Origin of the sequence: Oceanicola sp. 22II-s10i, assembly GCF_002210105.1 — a bacterium.
Taxonomy (GTDB): Bacteria; Pseudomonadota; Alphaproteobacteria; order Rhodobacterales; family Rhodobacteraceae; genus Pseudooceanicola.
In genome coordinates this window covers 215918-233804 of record NZ_AQQU01000007.1, presented here as the reverse complement: position 1 = coordinate 233804, position 17887 = coordinate 215918, and the positions used below count along the sequence as shown (strand labels likewise).

The window sequence follows — 17887 nt, the reverse complement described above, 5'->3', positions numbered from 1 at the left end:
GCAAACGGAGGCAGAGCAGGCCCGACAATGACCCAAGTGACACGCCGCCGGGTGTTCTACATCCCCGGCTACGACCCGATCCATCCGCGCCGCTACCGCGAACTCTATCGCAAGGAAGGGGCCGCGCAGGCCGGGATCTCGGGCTACGAAATCGCGCTGTCGCCCAAGACCGGCGGCGGGCCCTATGGCTGGCACGTGGCGTCGAAGATGGACGGGGCCGAGGTCGAGGTGGATGTCGAGGTCCTGATCTGGTCCGACATCGTGCGCGACAGCATGGGGCATTCGATCCCCGCGACCTATCTCGCGCTGGTGCGCACCGCATGGGCCTATATCGGGACCGGGGCGCTGTGGCGGCTGATGCGGCTGCGCAAGGGGCCGGTGATCGCGGCGCTTTACCCGGTGCTGTTCCTGCTGGTGCAGCTGGCGCTGGCGCTCGGCCTTGCGGGGCTGGTGATGTGGGGTATCGGCGCGCTGGTGCCGGGGCCGGGGTGGCTGGGCGCCGGGATCGGGGCTCTGGCGGGACTGGCGCTGGCGGCGGCGCTGCTGGAATGGTTCCGCCGGAAGGACGGCAAGTTCTTCGCCTATTACCTGATGCATGACTACTCCTTCTCTGCCCGCTCGCTCGGGGCCAATCCGCCCGCGCTCGAAGCGCGGATGGCGGAGTTCGGCGATGCGATTGCCGAGGCGCTCGCGCAAGGGAGCGACGAGGTGCTGGTCGTCGGCCATTCCTCGGGCGCGCATCTGGCCGTCTCGATCCTCGCCGACCTGATCCGGGCGGGGCGGGTGCCTGCGGACGGGCCGGTGCTGTCGTTCCTCAGCCTCGGACAGGTGGTGCCGATGGTGTCGTTCCTGCCGCGCGCGGACCGGCTGAGGGCCGACCTGCGCTACCTGTCGCAGCGGACCGAGCTGACGTGGATCGACGTGACCGCGCCGGGCGACGGCTGCGCCTTCGCGCTCTGCGATCCGGTCGCCGTGTCGGGCGTCGCGCCCGAGGGCAAGCGCTGGCCGCTGGTCGTCTCGGCTGCCTTCACCCAGACGCTGAGCCCCGAGCGGTGGAAGGAGCTGCGCTGGCGGTTCTTCCGGCTGCACTTCCAGTATCTCTGCGCCTTCGACCGGCCGGGGGATTACGACTACTTCCGGATCACGGCGGGGCCGCTGACCCTCGCCGATCGCTACGAGGGCCGGGTGCCGTCGAAGTCGCGCATCGAGGCGGCGGTGTCGAAATATACGAGCGTCGCGGCGTGAGCGACCTTGTGGACCAGCGCCTGCGGCGGGCGGCGAGGGGGGCTGTCTGGCCCCCGCACGGCTGCGCCGTGCCCCCCCGAGGATATTTTCGGCCAGAGGAAGGATGGAACCGGTGATCCCACCCAAGCCGCCCGCCCGGCCCGAGAAGGTGTCGCTGAGGCGCTACGTCCGGCTGTTCCGCGCGGACCTGCTGTCGGCGCAGCCGGCCAAGCTTTATCGCGCGTGGATGGCGGAGTTCCGGACGCCGTTCTTTCGGTCCTACATGGTGAATCAGCCCGAGCTTGTCCGACTGGTGCTGAAGGAACGGCCCGACGATTTCCCCAAGAGCGGGCGTGTCAGCGAGGGGTTGCGCCCCCTGCTGGGCGAGTCGGTCTTCCTGACCAATGGCGAGACGTGGAAACGGCAGCGGCGGATCATCGACCCGGCCTTCGAGGGCGGGCGGTTGAAGGATACCTTTCCGGCGATGCGGGCGGCGGCTGCGGCCTGCGTCCGGCGGCTGGAGGCGCGGACGGGCGGTGCGATCGAGATCGAGGAGGAGACGAGCCACGCGGCGGCCGACGTGATCTTCCGCACCCTGTTCTCGATCCCCATCGAGCATGAGATCGCGAGCGCGGTCTTCCACGAGTTCCGGACCTATCAACGGACGCAGCCGGTGGTGAACCTCGCCGCCTTCGTCCCGCTGCCGCGCTGGATGCCGCGGTTCTTCCGGCGCGAGACCAAGGCGGCGGCGCGCAAGATACGGGGCCTGATCACCCGCCTGACCGCCGAGCGGGCGGAGGCCATCGCGGCGGGCGGCGCGCCCGACGATCTGGCGACCAAGATCATGACGACGCGCGACCCGGTCACGGGAGAGGGCTTCGGCACCGAGGAGATGGTCGACCAGGTCGCGATCTTCTTCCTGGCCGGGCACGAGACCAGCGCCTCGGCGCTCGCGTGGACACTCTACCTGATGGCGACCTGTCCGGACTGGCAGGAGAAGGTGGCCGAGGAGGCCCGTGCGCTGGACGACGACGAGGGTTTTGGCGTGATGGGCAAGCTCCGGGTCAGCCGCGACGTCTTCCGCGAGGCGCTGCGGCTCTATCCGCCGGTGCCGATGATGGTGCGCGAGGCCGCCTGTCCCGAGCATTTCCGCGATCGCGATGTCGCGAAGGGATCGCAAGTTGTGCTCAGCCCGTGGCACCTGCACCGGCACGAGCGGATATGGGAGCGGCCGGACGATTTCGATCCGGGCCGGTTCGCGACCGAGAACGGACGGGCCTGTCTGCGCGACGCCTACATGCCGTTCTCGGCGGGGCCGCGTGTCTGCACCGGTGCCGGCTTCGCGATGGTCGAGGGGCCGCTGATCCTTTCAGAGGTGCTGCGGCGGTTCCGGGTGCATCCGGTCGAAGGCCGCGTGCCCGTCCCGGTGGCGCATCTGACGGTGCGGTCGAAGGACGGGATCTGGCTGCAGCTGGAGCCGAGGGACTGATCCGGTGGATCAGCGCCCCCGCGTGCTGATGAAGCCCTGGATCGGATAGACGCTGCCGAGTGCATTGGGCTGGCTTTCCAGCCGCACGGCGGACCAGTCGTTGCGGTCGGACACGTCGCGCACATACATGCCCAGCGACACCTGGCTGGGCGCCCAGTTGGCGTGATCGACGAGGATCTCGCGCTCGGAGATGAGCTTGGAGACCACGGCGACATGGCCGCGCGGCAGGCTGCCGGTCGAGCTGAAGGCCATCACGGAGCCGACCTTGGGTTCCTGTCCGCGGTCGTAGCCCTTGCTGGAGGCCTGCGACCACCAGGTGTTGGCATTGCCGCGGATGTCGATGCCGCTGGCGTCACGGGCGAAGGGCACGCACCAGACCTTGTAGCCGGATTCGCGCAGGTCCGTCGCGGTCTGCACGGCGCGCGACACCCGTTCGGGGTCGAGCCCGGCGCTGTCATGGCGCGGGGCGCATGCTGCGGTGGTCAGGATAAGGCTGCCAAGCAGGCAAAGCTTCTTCAACGTCGCGGTCGATACGCGGGTCAAGCTCATAGGTCCCTCGGTCTTCTTTTCTTATGGCCTCACTGCCTCGAGGCCGGAAAAGATTGATCAAAAGTTTGGTAAATTTTCAAGGGTTTCGAGGTGGCACTGGCGGAAAATCGCCAACTTCTGCGCAATGGCCGGGCAGGACCCGCGCTTGCGGCAGTCCGGGGGATCGGCGATACTGTAAGCCGATGCCAGTCGGGCCGGAGCGGCGGACGTGTCGGATCAGATCACCATCGTCAAACCCGAGACCCGGACCCGCGCGCGGACCGAGCGGCCCAGGCTGTGGAAGGTCATCCTTCTGAACGACGATTTCACCCCGCGGGAGTTCGTGGTGAAGGTGCTCCAGGGCGTGTTCCGCATGACCGAGGGCGAAGCGCTCGGCGTGATGCTGACGGCGCATCGCCGGGGCGCCTGCGTGGTCGCGGTCTATACCAAAGAGGTGGCCGAGACGAAGGTCGCGCAGGCCAACGACCGTGGTCGGGTCGCCGGTTATCCGCTGACCTTCACCACCGAACGCGAAAGCTGAGCCTGCGTCGCCGCGCGCCGGGCGAGATGGCGCTCGCGGAGGTAGGAATAGAGCCCCGAGGCGATGATGATCCCCGCGCCGAGCAGGGTGTAGCCGTCCGGGTTTTCGCCAAGGATCGCGACACCGATGATCAGCGAGAAGACCAGACGCGAATAGCGGAACGGCATCACGGCCGAGACATCGCCGATGCGGGTTGCAAGGACGATGGCATAGTAGCCCGACACGCCGAACAGGACCGATCCGACAAGGCGCAGACTGTCGGTCCCGCCAAGCCCCGTTGGCGCGGTCATCTGGATCGTCATCAGGATGGGCGCTGCGACGACAAGGGCCGAGAATCCGTAGAACGAGACCGAGATCGACGACAGATCCTGCGGCAGACGGCGCGACGACAGATCGCGCGCGGCGATGGCGATCACCGCGATCAGCACCAACAGCGCTTCGGGGCGGAAGCCCTCCATGCCGGGGCGGATGATGATCAGCACGCCGACAAAGCCGATGATGATCGCGCTCCAGCGCCGCCATCCGACGGCTTCGCCCAGAAACAGCGCAGCGCCCAGCGTGATCGCCAACGGCGCGACCTGGAACACGGCGGCGACGGTCGAAAGCGGGACGAGCGAAAGCGAGGTGATGAAAGAGAGCGCGGCAAAGCCCTCGGCCACGGTGCGAATGACGAAGGGCGGCCGGCGCATCGCGGGAACCAGCAACGGCGTCCGGGTGGCCAGCGCCACGAGTCCAAAGACCAGCATGCCGCCAAGGCCGATCATGCCGATGACCTGACCGGTCGGCACCGACTGGGTCATCTGCTTGACCCACAGATCCTCGACCGAAAAGGCCGCCATCGAAAAGAGGACGAGGAGAATGCCGCGCAGGTTGTCCATGGGAAATCCGGGCTGGAGTGCTGTCGCGGCTCGTGCGCCCGGCGGGTCGCGTTGTCAAGCGCAGCGGCGGGTTTACCCGTCGTCGCGCGGAGGCCGTTTCACGCCGTAGAGTTCCAGCCGGTGACCGCGCAGCTCGTAACCCAGCTTGGCCGCGATCCTTTCCTGCAGCTTCTCGATCTCGGGATCGACGAATTCGATCACCCGGCCCGTATCGAGGTCGATCAGGTGATCGTGGTGATCGCGTTCGGCGTCTTCGTAGCGGGCGCGGCCATCGCCGAAGTCGACCTTCTCGAGGATGCCCTGCTCCTCGAACAGCTTCACGGTCCGATACACCGTCGCCAGCGAGATCCGGTTGTCACGGGCATTGGCGCGGGCGTGCAGTTCCTCGACATCCGGGTGATCGCGCGAGGTGTCCAGCACCTCTGCTATGACGCGGCGCGGGCCGGTCATGCGCAGGCCCTGCGTTGCGCAGCGTTCGATGATCGTGTCGCGTCTGGTCATCCGGCCCCGGCCCGAGTCGTTGGGATCTCCTTGTCGCAAAAGCCGGGCGGGCAGGGCAAGCGGTTTGGGTCGCGGGCGGGACTGCCTGAAACGGGGGGCGGGGTTTGCAGGAAGATGGGCGTGCATCCCGTGATTTCGATTCCGGAGACAGTGGCCCGGTCGTGATGCCGGCTGCGGCGCTCAGTGGAGCGCGCCGGGGCACCGGCGGTCCGTATTGAGGTGGACGACGAGCCTCCGTCGCAGATGACTGAACGACAGCAGAGCAACATAGGGTTCGGGCCTGCTTGCACGGTGTCGGCACAGGCGATGCCGATCCGCTTCATCTGGCCGGATAAACTCCCGCCGGAGGCTTCTCCGGACGGGCTCGAAGCCCGTCCGGAGAACCGGTCCGTCACGCTTGCCCGGACCGTGGGATCACTCCCACTCGATCGTTCCCGGCGGTTTCGACGTTATGTCGTAAGTCACGCGGTTGATCCCCTCGACCTCGTTGATGATCCGCGTCGCGGTCTCGCCGAGGAAGTCATGCGTAAAGGGGTAGTAGTCCGCCGTCATCCCGTCGACGCTCGTCACGGCGCGCAGGGCGCAGGCGTAGTCGTAGGTTCGCCCGTCGCCCATCACGCCGACGGTCCGCACGGGCAGGATGGCCACGAAGGCCTGCCAGATCTCGTCGTAGAGACCGTGCTTGCGGATCTGGTCGATGTAGACCGCGTCGGCCTTGCGCAGGATCTCGAGCTTGTCGCGGGTGATCTCGCCGGGGCAGCGGATGGCGAGGCCGGGGCCGGGGAAGGGGTGGCGACCGATGAAGGAGGCGGGCAGGCCAAGTTCGGTGCCGAGCGCGCGGACCTCGTCCTTGAAGAGCTCGCGCAGCGGCTCGACCAGCTTGAGGCCCATCTTTTCGGGCAGGCCGCCCACGTTGTGGTGCGACTTGATCGTGACCGAGGGACCGCCGGAGAAGGAGACCGACTCGATGACGTCCGGGTAGAGCGTGCCCTGGGCCAGGAACTCGGCGTTCTCGATCTGGTTCGCGTATTTCTGGAACACGTCGATGAACAGCCGTCCGATGGTCTTGCGCTTGACCTCCGGGTCCGTGACGCCCTCCAGCTCGCCGAGAAACAGCTCGCTTTCGTCCGCGTGGATCAGCGGGATGTTGTAGTGGTCGCGGAACATCGTGACGACTTCCTGCGCCTCGTTCTGGCGCAGCAGGCCGTGGTCCACGAACACGCAGGTCAGGTTGTCGCCGATGGCCTCGTGGATCAGCACGGCGGCGACGGAACTGTCGACGCCGCCCGACAGGCCGCAGATCACCTTTTTGTCGCCGACCTGTTCGCGGATCAGGCGGATTGCCTCTTCGCGGTAGGCGGACATCGTCCAGTCGCCGGTGAACCCCGCCAGACGCACGAAATTTTCGTAGAGTGTCTTGCCGTTGGGGGTGTGGTGCACCTCGGGGTGGAACTGGACGGCGAAGAAGCGACGGTCGAGATCGGCGGTGATCGCGAAGGGCGCGTTCGGCGAGGTGCCGTAGACCGCGAAACCGGGGGCGAGGGCCGCGACATGGTCGCCGTGGCTCATCCAGACCTGCTCGCGTCCGTCGAGGAACCAGCCCGTCAGCAGGTCGATGCGTTCGTCGGACGGGGTGACGTAGGCGCGGCCGAATTCGGCGGTGCCGCCGCCGCCCGAGATCTTGCCGCCTTCGACCCGGCCGCCGAGATCCTGCATCATCACCTGCTGGCCGTAGCAGATGCCGAGGATCGGCACACCGAGGTCATAGGCCAGTTGCGGCGGGCGCGGGGACCCTGCGCGGGTCACGCTGTCCGGGCCGCCGGAGAAGATGATGGCCTTCGGGGCGAAGTCCCTGAGGAAGGCGTCGTCGACCTTCTGGTAGGGATGGATTTCGCAATAGACCGACAGTTCGCGCAGGCGGCGCGCGATCAGCTGCGTCACCTGGCTGCCGAAGTCGATGATGAGAAGGCGGTCGTGGATCTGGTCGCTCATGACCCGGCTTTATTGCCGGGACGGGGCGGGCGCAAGTGGGTGGTTGGAGGCGGGGGTGCCTGGGGCGCAAGGATGCCCGGATGGTGTGCGGGCGTTGAGGCCGGGGGGCTGTCTGCCCCCCGGACCCCCCGAAAGTATTTTTGACCAGAAGAAGCAGGGGAGCCTGCGAGACACTCCGGAAGGTGTGGCGAGCGGTCAGGGGGCCGGTTCGGCGCCGAGGTCGCGCAGGGCGGCGGCGGCGAGGGTGAAGCTGTGGCGGCGTGCGGCGGGGTCGTGGATCTGGCCGGAGATGATGACCTCGTCTGGCTGGTAGGTGTCGATCAGGGTCTTCAGATCGGCGCGGATGGTGTCCGGGGCGCCGCAGGCGCGGATACGACCGCCGATGTTGGTCATCTGGATCATGCCGGGGTCGACGTGATCCTCCAGCCGGTCGACGGGCGCGGGCAGCTTGCCGGGGCGGCCCGAGCGGAGGTTGATCATGCCGAGCTGGGCGGAGGTGCGGATGCGGGCGGCCTCGGCATCCGTGTCGGCTGCGAAGACGTTGATCGCCATCATGAAATGCGGCTCGGCCAGCGCTTCGGACGGACGGAAGGTGCGGCGGTAGATCTCGGAGGCCTCCTCCAGCGCGTCGGGGGCGAAGTGCGAGGCGAAGGCGTAGGGCAGGCCGAGGTGGGCCGCCAGCTGCGCGCCATAGAGCGAGGAGCCGAGGATCCAGATCGGGATGTTGGTGTCCGAACCGGGGATCGCGCGCAGGTGCTGGCCGGGTTCGACCGGTCCGAGGTAGGCGGCCAGTTCCAGCACGTCCTGCGGGAAGGTGTCGGGCGCCTGCAGGTTCCGGCGCAGGGCGCGGGCGGTCATCATGTCGGTGCCGGGCGCGCGCCCGAGGCCGAGGTCGATGCGCCCCGGATAGATCGTGGCCAGCGTGCCGAACTGTTCGGCGATCACCAGCGGCGAGTGGTTGGGCAGCATGATCCCGCCCGAACCGACGCGTATCTTGGAGGTCTTGCCCGCCACGTGACCGATCATCACCGAGGTCGCAGCCGAGGCGATTCCCGGCATGTTGTGGTGTTCGGCCAGCCAGAAGCGGGTGTAGCCCTCGGCTTCGGCGGTCTGCGCGAGCGCGGCGGAGGCGGCGATGGCCTCGGCGGCGTCGTGGCCTTCGGAGACCGGAGAGAGGTCGAGCAGTGAGTAACGCATGAGGTCCTTCCCGGCACGCTGCTGACGGAGGGCTGTCAGCAGGGGCCTGCTATTTCGTTGCGGCGCAGTGAACGGGAGTCGCGGGATGAGGGCAAGGCCGGAACTGGACGAACACATGTCTGCGGAGGACTTCCGCGATCACGACTGGATGAAGTCGGACCTGCGGGATTTCCTGAGATTGCGGGGTCTGCCCGCGTCAGGCAGCAAGGGCGCTCTCGCCGCGCGGGTCGAGGCCTGGCTGGACGGCGCGCCGATGCCCTGGCGGGGTTAGGTCAGCCTCTTGGCGTTCCAGCCCGCCTCCAGTTTGTCGATCGCGGCGATGCGTTCCTCGGTTTTCGGGTGGCTCATCAGCCAGGCGGGCGCCGTGCCGCTGCCGCCCGTAAGCGCGGCGAGCTTGCGGAACAGCGATTTCTGCGGGGCCGTGCCGATGCCCGCCTTGGTCAGCAGGGCGGCGGCATAGGCGTCGGCCTCGTATTCATCCGAGCGCGACAGGCGCGCGGCCAGAAGCGAGGTCAACATGCCCGCGATCCAGATGCCGATGCCGGGAATGATCCGCGACAGGATCAGCCCGAGCGCCGTGCGCAGCGCGTTCTGGCCGGAAAAGTCGATCATCCGCCGCCGGGCATGGCCGAGTGCCACGTGGCCCAGTTCATGGGCGATGACCGAGGCCATCTCCTCGGCCGAAACTTCGCCCGCGCGGAACTTGTTGTAGAAGCCGCGGGTCAGGAAGATACGCCCGTCGGGGGCGGCGAGGCCGTTCACCGGGTCGATCTCGTAGAGGTGGACGCGGATGCGGGGCAGGTCGAGCGCCTGTGCCAGCTTGCGGGTCACGGCCAAGAGCTGCGGATCGGCGAGTTCGGAGGACCGCGCGTCGAGCTCCTTCTTCGTGCGCCAGACCGAGAAGCGGTAGACGACGAGGCCGTAGAGGATGGCGAGCAGGATGGGGGTGAAGCGCAGCATGGATCCGATATGGGGTCAGTCGTGGCGTCCGGCAATGCGGCGGCGGTGGCGCAGCGAATGTGTCATCCACCATGCTGACACGCCCATCACGGCGAGCGCGGCGAAAAGCCCCGAGAGGTCGCCCGCGAATTCGGCGGCCATGTCGAGCTGACCGGCGAAGAGCCGCCCGAGCCCGACGTAGAGTGCGACCCAGACCGCTTCGCCTGCCGCGCCCCAGAGGGTGAAGGCAAGGTGCGGGAACCGGGTCAGCCCGGCGATGAAATTCGCATAGGGGCCGAGCGGCGAGACCAGCCAGCGGCTGAGGAAGATACCCGGTCCGCCGCGTTTTTCGATCATCCGCCGGGCGCGGTCCAGCAGGGCCCGGCGGCGCGGGCGTGTGGCGGTGAAGGCGTCGAGCCGGTCCGCGCCGAAGCGGGCGAGGACATAGCCGGTCTGGTCGCCCAGCACGGCGCCGGCGAAGGCGGCGAGCGCGGTGGCCCAGAGTGTCAGGTCGCCCGTCACGGTGAAGGCCCCGGCCGTCAGCATGGCGAGCGAGGAGGGCACGGGCAGGGCGAGGCACGACAGGAAGGTCACGGCGAAGAGCAGCGGCAGGCCCCATTCCGCGACGAGGGCGGAGATCGCGTCACTCATGCGTGGCCTGCCGGTGACGGGCGAGAAAGACGGTCAGTTCGGCGATCAGCGCCTCGGTGGTCATCCCGCGCAGGCGGGCGATCTCGGCCAGCGTGGCGTGGCGCGGGGGCGGGTCGGGGATCTGCAGCGCCTCGGCCAGCGCCTCGGGTGGAATCTGCCAGGAATGCGCGATGTAGCGCGGGGTCATCCAGACTTCGGGTGCCTGGTTGCGATGCGCGGGGTCAGACCAGTAGACGACGAAAAACAGCGTCCGTACGACGAAGACCAGCGCAAACAACGTGCCCGCGCCGAACAGCAGCGCGGCGAACGGATGCAGCCGGATCAGGCGCAGGAGGGTGGCGAGGCGCGGCAGGGTCTTGGCTCCGGTCAGGTGCTCCGAGCGTGGCGCAGCGGCGGTGCGGGCGCAAGGCGGCGCGGTGCCTCAGTCGTCCTCTTTCGCGGCGCGCCGGGCCTTTAACGCGCGGCGCAGGACGTAGCTTGCCCCGAGGGCGAAGATGACGGCGAGGACGAGGCCCGTGGCCTCCTGCGCGACCATGGCCACTGCGGTGATCTGGCCCGAGAACACGTAGCCGAGCGCGGTGTTCACGGCGACCCAGACGGCTTCGCCCGGCGCGGACCAGAGTGTGAAGCGCAGCCATCCGAAGGCCGCGGCCCCGGCGGCGAAGTTCACGTAGGGCCCGATCGGCGACACCGGCCAGCGGCTGAGGAAGACGCCCGGCCCGCCACGGTCGCGCAGCCAGTCCTCGGCCTTCAGCCGGGCGGCGCGGCGCGGTTCCTTGGCGTCGATCCAGCGGATCAGCGGCCCGCGTCCCACGCCGCCGATGGCATAGGCGATCTGGTCGCCCACGATGGCCCCCGCCAGCGAGGCAAGCGCGATCTGCCACAACTCCAGTCCGCCGGTCGCGGCGGCGGCCCCGGCCGAGATCATGGCGATCGAGGCCGGGACGGGCAGGGCGATACAGGAAGCGAGGCACAGGACGAACATCACCGCCGGTCCGTGATCGTAGAGCGCACTGAGGATCCAGTCGTCCGCCGGGACATCCGGGGTCGCTGTGTCGGGTCCGAGGGGCGGTCGCGCGGGATCGGCCATGCGGTGCAGACAAACAGAGCGGATGCTGCAGGTCCATACGCGACTGGCTGGCAACAGCGGGCTGATTGTCGCGGTGCCTTTTCCAGTGGCAGCATAGGGAATGAAACGATCCAGCCGCAGTCCACGGTGGGCCCGGTTTTTTGGTGTCGATTGCCGGCTTTCGTTAATTTTCGCGTCGCTTACCGTGACGTCACGGACACGGACGGGCATCTGAGGCCGGACAGAGTGACGCTATTCAACATCAGTGTTTGACAGGCTCGAATTTGAGAGTCGATAACGTGCCTGCACAAGACGTTGACCTCATGAACATTCTGACACTGCTTACTTTATTGCAGACGGCATATGTCGCCGAGTTCCAGTACGCGTACCAGCAGCAGCTGGACCGCTTTGAAGCGGTGTTCCCGGAGATTGCGTTCCGGATGCCGGGCGAGACCTTTCAGGACATCTATGTCGTGGATTTCGTCGGGCGGACCGGCGCTGACAACGGCGCGGTCGAGGTTTCGCTCAACGAAGGGGCCTATGTCGGTGGATACACCATGTCCTACGGGGACCTGACGCTGGAGGTCGGGCCGGTGTCATGGGAATCCATCGCCTTCAACCTGACCCCGGCGCCGCCCGAAGTGGTGGGGTTCGAAACATGGTTCGCCAAGTGGGTCGACCTGGAAGGGGCCCGGCGTCCGATGGACAGCATGATGTCGCAGGTCATTCATTCCGCCGTCGTCGAACGCGGGCGGATCACCGTCGATTTCGGCACCGCGCCGGTCGAGGCGGCAACGGAATTGCTGGACCTCTTCATCCAGAACGGGGTGCTTGTCGCCCGGATCGACAGCGGCAGGCAGTAAGACCGCCACGCCGCCCGTCGTCACGGTTCAGCGGCTGAGTTCCTTCATCCCCTGCGACAGCCCCTCGAGCGTCATCGGGTGCATCCGGTCGTCGAAGATCTCGCGGATCAGCTTGATCGACTGGGTGTAGCCCCAGTACTTGCGCGGCACCGGGTTGATCCACAGGTTGTTCGGCCATTGCTCGCGCGCGCGGCGCAGCCATGTTTCGCCCGATTCCTCGTTCCAGTGCTCGTTCGCGCCACCGGGATAGGCGACCTCGTAGGGGCTCATCGAGGCGTCACCGATGAAGATCGCCTTGTAGTCGCTGCCATAGGTCCGCAGCACCTCCCATGTCGGGGTCTGATCGGACCAGCGGCGGCGGTTGTCCTTCCACACGCCTTCGTAGAGGCAGTTGTGGAAGTAGAAGTGCTGCATGTGCTTGAACTCGGCCTTGGCGGCGCTGAACAGCTCCTCCATCACCTTGATGTGCGGATCCATGGACCCGCCGACGTCGAGGAACAGCAGCACCTTGACCGCGTTCCGCCGCTCGGGCCGGACTTTGACGTCCAGATAGCCATGCTCGGCGGTCGAGCGGATGGTGTTGTCGAGGTCCAGTTCCTCGTGCGCCCCGTCGCGGGCCCATTTCCTGAGCCGTTTCAACGCGACCTTGATGTTGCGGGTGCCCAGTTCGACGTCGTCGTCGAAGTTCTTGAATTCCCTTTTGTCCCAGACCTTTACGGCGCGTTGGTGGCGCGATTTCTCCTGCCCGATGCGGACGCCCTCGGGGTTGTAGCCCTGCGCGCCGAAGGGCGAGGTGCCCTTGGTGCCGATCCACTTGTTGCCGCCCTCGTGCCGGCCCTGCTGTTCCTTGAGCCGCTGCTTGAGCGTCTCCATCAGCTTGTCGAAGCCGCCGAGCGCCTTGATCTCGGCCATCTCTTCGGCGGTCAGGTATTTCTCGGCCATCTGCTCCAGCCATTCGGCGGGCAGTTCGACGGCCTCCATCACCTGTTCGAAGGTGATGTTTTCCAGCCCTTCGAAGGTCTTGGCGAAGGCGATGTCGAACTTGTCGATGTTCCGCTCGTCCTTCACCATCGCCGTGCGGGCGAGGTAATAGAACGCCTCGGGGTCGTAGGTGCAGAGCCCGGCGCGCATCGCTTCGAGGAAGGTCAGGTATTCCCGGAGCGTGACGGGGACGGCGTGTTTTCTGAGGTTCTCGAAAAAGGGAATGAACATGGGCGATCCGGTCCTGCGCGTGACTTGATCCGAGCCTAACCGGTCATTGCTCCGGATGCCAGCAGGATAACCTGCCGGTCGGTCGGTTCACTCATACGAGGGCGCGGTGCAGGAACAGCGTCAGGAACAGTCCCGCAATCGCGAAGATCAGCGCATGGACGGCGGCATATTGCAGGATGTCCGCCCGTTTTCCGCCGCGCGCCTTGGCGCGCCAGCCGCCCCAGGCTGCGCCCAGAACGACGCCGATGATCACCAGCATGTCACGACCCTCCGGTCTTTTTCGGGTTCAGGGCGGCGACCTCGCTCAGCTTGGCGCGGACGGCCCAGTCGGGACCGAAGCCATAACGCGCCCAGCCGATACTGTCCCGCCTGACCTTGCGTGCCTGGTCCGCGTCACCGGTGTAATCCAGCGCCTCGGCCTCCAGCATCTGGATCGAGGCGAGAAGCGCCGCGTTCTCATAACGGCGGGCCAGTTCCGCCTGACCGCGCAGGGTGCGCAGTGCGCCGGAGGCATCGCCGCGGGCGAGGGAATGGGCGGCGAGCTGGGTGCGGACAAATGCCCGGTGGATCGCCGTTGTGCCGCTGCGGGCATAGATGATGTCGGCGCTGCGGTAATGGGCGACGGCCTGTGCGGGATCGCGTGCCTGGACCAGACGGCCGAGGGCGTAATGCGAAAAGGCGAGGCGGTGATCGTTCCAGCCCTGAGCGATCGCGATGTCCAAGGCGCGCTGCGCCGCACGGAGTCGGTTCGGGGCCGAGGCGCCCGGCCCGAGGGCGGTCTGGATCGCCTCGATCCACGGACGCGGGGTGGCGCTGATATACTGCGCGCCACGGTTCGCGCCCGCCGGGTTCAGCCGCGCCAGTATCTCGGGCAGGCGCGCTGCGACCTCGTCGCGGGTCATGCCGGAATGCAGGCGCGGATCGTAATATGCACGCAGGATCAGCATGTCGAACGAGGTCAGGACGGTGTGGATGTTGTCGTCGTTGAAGACGGAGCTGTCCAGCCGGTAGAGGTCGTTCAGAGGTCCGATCGCCTGTGCCAGTTCCTCGTGCAGGCAGTCGCGGACCTCCTGCGGGCTGACGTCGTTGGGCACGAAGATCGCGATCCGCTTGCGCTCGGTCAGGGTGGTCCAGGACGCGCCGTCGTTGCGGCGCGCGGCCGCGTAGTCGGACAGCGAGGTGACGTTCGGCACCACGAAACAGGCGGCTTGCGGCAGATGCTTGCGGATCTGGGCGCTGGAGACAGCCTGGATGATGACATTCGCCTCGCCGCTGGTGCGCTGGATGTCGATGTCCGCCTCGCCCCGCATCCGTTTCAGGACGCGGTCGAGCTCGGTCGTCATCCCGGCCGGCGGCGCGCCGCTGATGCGGACGCGGATCGGCTCCTCGAACCGGGTGAGAACGGGCAGCGCCCGCCCGGATTCGAGCATGAAGGTCAGATCGAGGAAGTCGCGGGCGATGTCGCTGTTCGACTGGGTGATCCGGGCCTGTCCCCCGCGCGCCTCGGAGAACAGCTTCATCGGCTGCATCTGCAGGCCGGCCGGCGCTGCCGCCGCGCGCGAAGCGGGCTCGGGGTTGTAGTCCATCGGCTGGCAGCCGACCGTCAGGGCCAGAATGACCGGGGCGAAGGCGAGCTTCATCCGGTAACCCGCTGGTACTTCATGAAATCGGTGGGCTGGGCGATCCGGTCATACAACAGCCGCGCGGTCGCGTTGCCGGTCTGGGTCAGCCAGTAGACCGAGGGCGCGCCGGCAGCATCGGCGGCGGCATAGACCGCCTCGATCAGCGCACGCCCGACACCGGTGCCACGCACGTCGGGATCGGCGTAAAGGTCCTGCAGGTAGCACACGTTCTCTATCTTCCAGCCGTGGCGATGGAACAGGTAATGCGTAAGCCCTACGGCGCGGCCGTCAAGCGTCGCGATCAGACAGCTGAAATCCTGCGGATCCTTGCCGAGCAGTCGCTGGAAATAGACATCCCGCACCTCGGGCGTGGTCGAGGTGTGATAGAACTCGAGATACAGATCCCAGAGACGTTCCCAGTCGGCCCGGTCCGACGCTTCCAACGGGCGCACGATCAACGACCGCTCCGCCATATGTGCACCTCTTGCTTGCGCTGCCTTGCCGTGTCGCCAGTCTGTTGTCCCATGCGGGCATTAATGTGGCGTTTAGCTTGGCGGATAGTTCCAGCGCCGCGGCGCGATGGCAAGGGGCATGGGGACGTGACCGGCGGAATGTGACCCTGTGTGACAGATGGGTCGGGCCGGAGCGTGCCGATGGCGACCCCGGATGGGGGCCGCCATCGGACTGGTCTCAGCGCTGGCCGCGCGCCATGAAGGCCAGACGTTCGAACAGGTGCACGTCCTGCTCGTTCTTGAGCAGCGCGCCGTGCAGCTTGGGCAGGGCGTTCGCGCCGTCGCGCTTCAGGTCCTCGGCGGTCAGGTCCTCGGCCAGCAGCAGCTTGAGCCAGTCCAGCACCTCCGAGGTCGAGGGCTTCTTCTTGAGGCCCGAGGTGTCGCGCAGCTCGAAGAACTGGGTCAGCGCCGTGGTCAGCAGCTGTTCCTTGATGCCCGGATGGTGGACGGCGACGATGGCTTTCATCGTGTCCATGTCCGGGAACCGGATGTAGTGGAAGAAGCAGCGGCGCAGGAAGGCGTCCGGCAGTTCCTTTTCGTTGTTCGAGGTGATGATGACGATCGGCCGGTTCCTGGCCTTGATCGTCTCGCCGGTCTCGTAGACGTGGAACTCCATCTTGTCGAGTTCCTGCAGCAGGTCGTTCGGGAACTCGATGTCCGCCTTGTCGATCTCGTCGATCAGCAGCACGACCTTGGTGTCGGCCTCGAACGCGGTCCAGAGCTTGCCCTTCTTGATGTAGTTCGAGACGTCGTGCACCCGTTCGTCGCCGAGCTGCGAGTCACGCAGGCGGCTGACGGCGTCGTATTCGTAAAGGCCCTGCTGGGCCTTGGTGGTGGACTTGATGTTCCACTCGATCATCTCGAGCCCGAGGGCATTGGCCACCTGCCGCGCCAGCTCCGTCTTGCCGGTGCCCGGTTCGCCCTTGACCAGCAGGGGGCGTTCCAGGGTGACTGCCGCGTTCACAGCTACGGTCAGGTCGTCCGTTGCGACGTAATCCTTGGTGCCTTCGAATTTCATGCGATCCATTCCTCGTGACGTGTCGGGATCGACACTAGTGCGCTTCGGCATGACCCGCAATCCGCAGCCTGCCGGTCGGCAGGTCACAGGGGCCGGGTTGCAAGGATGTGGTCGGGTCCGCGGGCTTTCAACGGATCGTATGTGTGTTTTCCCCCAGTGGAACCTCGATCACTCCGCCATGGCAGGCAAAGTCGCTGTCCTTGGCCACGAAGAAATGCCCGGCTGTCGAGTTGATGTAGATCTGCTCGTTCCGGCCCAGCCCGGCCATCTCGACCGGCAGCCCATCGTAGTCCAGCCAGTAGATGAGGACCGCGCGGTCAGACCGGTTGACGAAGGTGATGTTGCCCCAGTCCTGAAGGTTGGGCGACTTGACCGACCCGACCGCCGGACAGCCGGTGCCCATCTTATAGGCATCGCTGTCGCCGCCGGGAATGCGGATGTGCGGCGGCACCGGCTTGATCCCCGGTTGTGCGTTGCGATCCGGTAGCCGCGGAGACGGGGCAGGGGCCGCCGCCGCGGTCCGTCCGCGCCGGTCGTCGCATTCGCCGATCTTCGAGATGGCCGCCTGCGTCCCGCTGGCCGACAGTCCGTGCGAGGCGCCATTCACCACGACCTGGATCACACCGGCCTGCGCGATCCGCTGCACCAATGCAGGATCGATCCGGGCCGTCAGCTCTCCGCTCGACGACGCGATCATGCGGAGGTCGAAGCTGTATCGGTCGATGTCGAGGATGACGTCGGCAAGCGTGTCCTGCGGCAGCGACACGGGGAGCGAGAACGTCCAGTATCCGACATTGCGGGTCAGGGAAAAGTCGAACCCGCCGCCACGTTCCATCCGGCAACCGCTGTATTCGCCGTAGGCGGTCGTCGAATAGATCGTCCACCCACGGGCCTGCCCATAGACCGCCCGGGTCGCGTCGCGCGGCGTCTCGGCGCCCGTGCCGGGCTTGGGCAGGGCTTCGACTGGTGCCTTGTTGCTGTCCGGCGAAGGGTTGGTCGCGCTTTCCCAACATTCCTGCATTTTCAATAGCATGGCGGTCATGCCGTCCAACTGGAACGCCTCGTATTCTGTCGGCGTCTGGACCACCAGAGTCCGGCCCGCGGCAAGCGTCCGACGTTCGGGGCCGTCGACCGGAACCCGGTACCAGCCCTCGTAGGAATAGAATTCGGTCTCATGCGACTGCCCGTCGACAGTCCAGCTGCCGGGCACGCTGATGTCGTGGGCGGTCTGGGTCGACAGCAGCATTTCCCAATTGCCCGCCGGGGACACCAGCATCCCCAGCTCCATCGTGGTGGCGATGTTGCGACTCGCGTGACACCCGGTGTCTTCGGATTGATATACGGTCCAGCCTCGGACCTCGGACCAGGCATTTCCCCATTCCTCGGAACGCCCGGCAGTCAGTGAAAACGACAGAATGGACACACACAGAACCATGCACCACGCGTGGCGCGGGAGAAATGAAGACATGAAATACGCCCCGACAAAATCGGCGGTCCCGGACCGCCGGCGCAGCGGACCATCAGGATGGAGCCCCAATAGCCCACCCTTGTCCGCTGGAGGTCACGATTGCCTCGGCCCCGGACGGACGCAAGAGGCAATCGCATGGACATCCGTCGTCGGCTCGATACGCACCTCGGAATGGGAAGCGAG

Annotated in this window: 20 protein-coding genes; 5 read left to right on the top strand and 15 right to left on the bottom strand. The window is 66.7% G+C overall.

The window, feature by feature from the left end:
- The first annotated feature begins 27 nt into the window (after positions 1-27).
- Both ATO6_RS17985 and ATO6_RS17980 read left to right on the top strand, forming a co-directional pair.
- Positions 28-1245 carry a hypothetical protein gene (locus ATO6_RS17985; protein ID WP_088625412.1) on the top strand — a complete coding sequence of 406 codons (1218 nt, stop codon included), beginning with the start codon at positions 28-30 and terminating at the stop codon, positions 1243-1245.
- Between the two features lie 103 nt (positions 1246-1348).
- Positions 1349-2713, top strand: a complete 1365-nt coding sequence (locus ATO6_RS17980; RefSeq protein ID WP_088625411.1) for a cytochrome P450 — start codon at positions 1349-1351, stop codon at positions 2711-2713.
- A gap of 9 nt (positions 2714-2722) precedes the next feature.
- On the opposite strand, the gene ATO6_RS17975 is transcribed toward ATO6_RS17980, so the two are convergent.
- Positions 2723-3262, bottom strand: a complete 540-nt coding sequence (locus ATO6_RS17975; protein WP_088625410.1) for a CHAP domain-containing protein — start codon at positions 3260-3262, stop codon at positions 2723-2725.
- Positions 3263-3470: 208 nt separating this feature from the next.
- On the opposite strand from ATO6_RS17975, the gene clpS reads away from it, so the two are divergent.
- The gene (gene clpS / locus ATO6_RS17970; protein ID WP_088625409.1) at positions 3471-3782 is read left to right on the top strand and encodes an ATP-dependent Clp protease adapter ClpS; all 312 of its coding nucleotides are present in this window, start codon (positions 3471-3473) and stop codon (positions 3780-3782) included.
- On the opposite strand, the gene ATO6_RS17965 is transcribed toward clpS, so the two are convergent.
- The 4 genes from ATO6_RS17965 to ATO6_RS17950 all read right to left on the bottom strand — a co-directional run bounded on the left by ATO6_RS17965 (position 3746) and on the right by ATO6_RS17950 (position 8350).
- Positions 3746-4660, bottom strand: a complete 915-nt coding sequence (locus ATO6_RS17965; protein WP_088625408.1) for a DMT family transporter — start codon at positions 4658-4660, stop codon at positions 3746-3748. The genes clpS and ATO6_RS17965 overlap by 37 nt on opposite strands.
- Before the next feature lie 72 nt (positions 4661-4732).
- Positions 4733-5161, bottom strand: a complete 429-nt coding sequence (locus tag ATO6_RS17960; RefSeq protein ID WP_088625407.1) for a Fur family transcriptional regulator — start codon at positions 5159-5161, stop codon at positions 4733-4735.
- Between the two features lie 414 nt (positions 5162-5575).
- Positions 5576-7153 (bottom strand): glutamine-hydrolyzing GMP synthase, encoded by a 1578-nt coding sequence (guaA, locus tag ATO6_RS17955; protein ID WP_088625406.1) that lies wholly within the window; start codon positions 7151-7153, stop codon positions 5576-5578.
- Positions 7154-7348: 195 nt separating this feature from the next.
- Positions 7349-8350, bottom strand: a complete 1002-nt coding sequence (locus ATO6_RS17950) for an LLM class flavin-dependent oxidoreductase (RefSeq protein WP_088625405.1) — start codon at positions 8348-8350, stop codon at positions 7349-7351.
- 85 nt (positions 8351-8435) lie between these two features.
- Between ATO6_RS17950 and ATO6_RS17945 the strand changes: the two genes are divergently transcribed.
- The gene (locus tag ATO6_RS17945; protein WP_088625404.1) at positions 8436-8621 is read left to right on the top strand and encodes an SAP domain-containing protein; all 186 of its coding nucleotides are present in this window, start codon (positions 8436-8438) and stop codon (positions 8619-8621) included.
- Here ATO6_RS17945 and ATO6_RS17940 read toward each other — a convergent pair.
- The 4 genes from ATO6_RS17940 to ATO6_RS17925 all read right to left on the bottom strand — a co-directional run bounded on the left by ATO6_RS17940 (position 8618) and on the right by ATO6_RS17925 (position 11030).
- Positions 8618-9310: a M48 family metalloprotease gene (locus ATO6_RS17940; protein ID WP_088625403.1), complete on the bottom strand. Its 693-nt coding sequence runs from the start codon at positions 9308-9310 to the stop codon at positions 8618-8620. The two genes, ATO6_RS17945 and ATO6_RS17940, sit on opposite strands and share 4 nt — an antisense overlap.
- Before the next feature lie 15 nt (positions 9311-9325).
- The gene (locus ATO6_RS17935; protein WP_088625402.1) at positions 9326-9940 is read right to left on the bottom strand and encodes a DedA family protein; all 615 of its coding nucleotides are present in this window, start codon (positions 9938-9940) and stop codon (positions 9326-9328) included.
- On the bottom strand, positions 9933-10217 hold the full coding sequence (locus ATO6_RS17930) for a hypothetical protein (RefSeq protein ID WP_088625401.1): 285 nt from the start codon (positions 10215-10217) through the stop codon (positions 9933-9935). Before ATO6_RS17930 ends, ATO6_RS17935 begins: the two co-directional genes overlap by 8 nt.
- A gap of 144 nt (positions 10218-10361) precedes the next feature.
- Positions 10362-11030 carry a DedA family protein gene (locus tag ATO6_RS17925; protein WP_176440985.1) on the bottom strand — a complete coding sequence of 223 codons (669 nt, stop codon included), beginning with the start codon at positions 11028-11030 and terminating at the stop codon, positions 10362-10364.
- Between the two features lie 302 nt (positions 11031-11332).
- On the opposite strand from ATO6_RS17925, the gene ATO6_RS17920 reads away from it, so the two are divergent.
- Positions 11333-11872, top strand: a complete 540-nt coding sequence (locus ATO6_RS17920; RefSeq protein ID WP_141102035.1) for a hypothetical protein — start codon at positions 11333-11335, stop codon at positions 11870-11872.
- Between the two features lie 27 nt (positions 11873-11899).
- On the opposite strand, the gene ATO6_RS17915 is transcribed toward ATO6_RS17920, so the two are convergent.
- From ATO6_RS17915 to ATO6_RS17895, 6 genes are all read right to left on the bottom strand, one after another.
- Positions 11900-13084: a VWA domain-containing protein gene (locus ATO6_RS17915; RefSeq protein WP_088625398.1), complete on the bottom strand. Its 1185-nt coding sequence runs from the start codon at positions 13082-13084 to the stop codon at positions 11900-11902.
- Between the two features lie 91 nt (positions 13085-13175).
- Positions 13176-13343, bottom strand: coding sequence for a hypothetical protein (locus ATO6_RS25135; RefSeq protein WP_176440984.1), 168 nt, complete (start codon positions 13341-13343; stop codon positions 13176-13178).
- 1 nt (position 13344) lies between these two features.
- Positions 13345-14724: a DUF2927 domain-containing protein gene (locus tag ATO6_RS17910; RefSeq protein ID WP_088625397.1), complete on the bottom strand. Its 1380-nt coding sequence runs from the start codon at positions 14722-14724 to the stop codon at positions 13345-13347.
- Positions 14721-15179, bottom strand: coding sequence for a GNAT family N-acetyltransferase (locus tag ATO6_RS17905; protein WP_088625396.1), 459 nt, complete (start codon positions 15177-15179; stop codon positions 14721-14723). Before ATO6_RS17905 ends, ATO6_RS17910 begins: the two co-directional genes overlap by 4 nt.
- 217 nt (positions 15180-15396) lie before the next feature.
- A complete protein-coding gene (locus ATO6_RS17900; RefSeq protein ID WP_088625395.1) occupies positions 15397-16236 on the bottom strand; it encodes a MoxR family ATPase in 840 nt (279 codons plus the stop codon).
- A gap of 127 nt (positions 16237-16363) precedes the next feature.
- A complete protein-coding gene (locus ATO6_RS17895; RefSeq protein WP_176440983.1) occupies positions 16364-17512 on the bottom strand; it encodes a hypothetical protein in 1149 nt (382 codons plus the stop codon).
- Positions 17513-17887 lie beyond the last annotated feature (375 nt).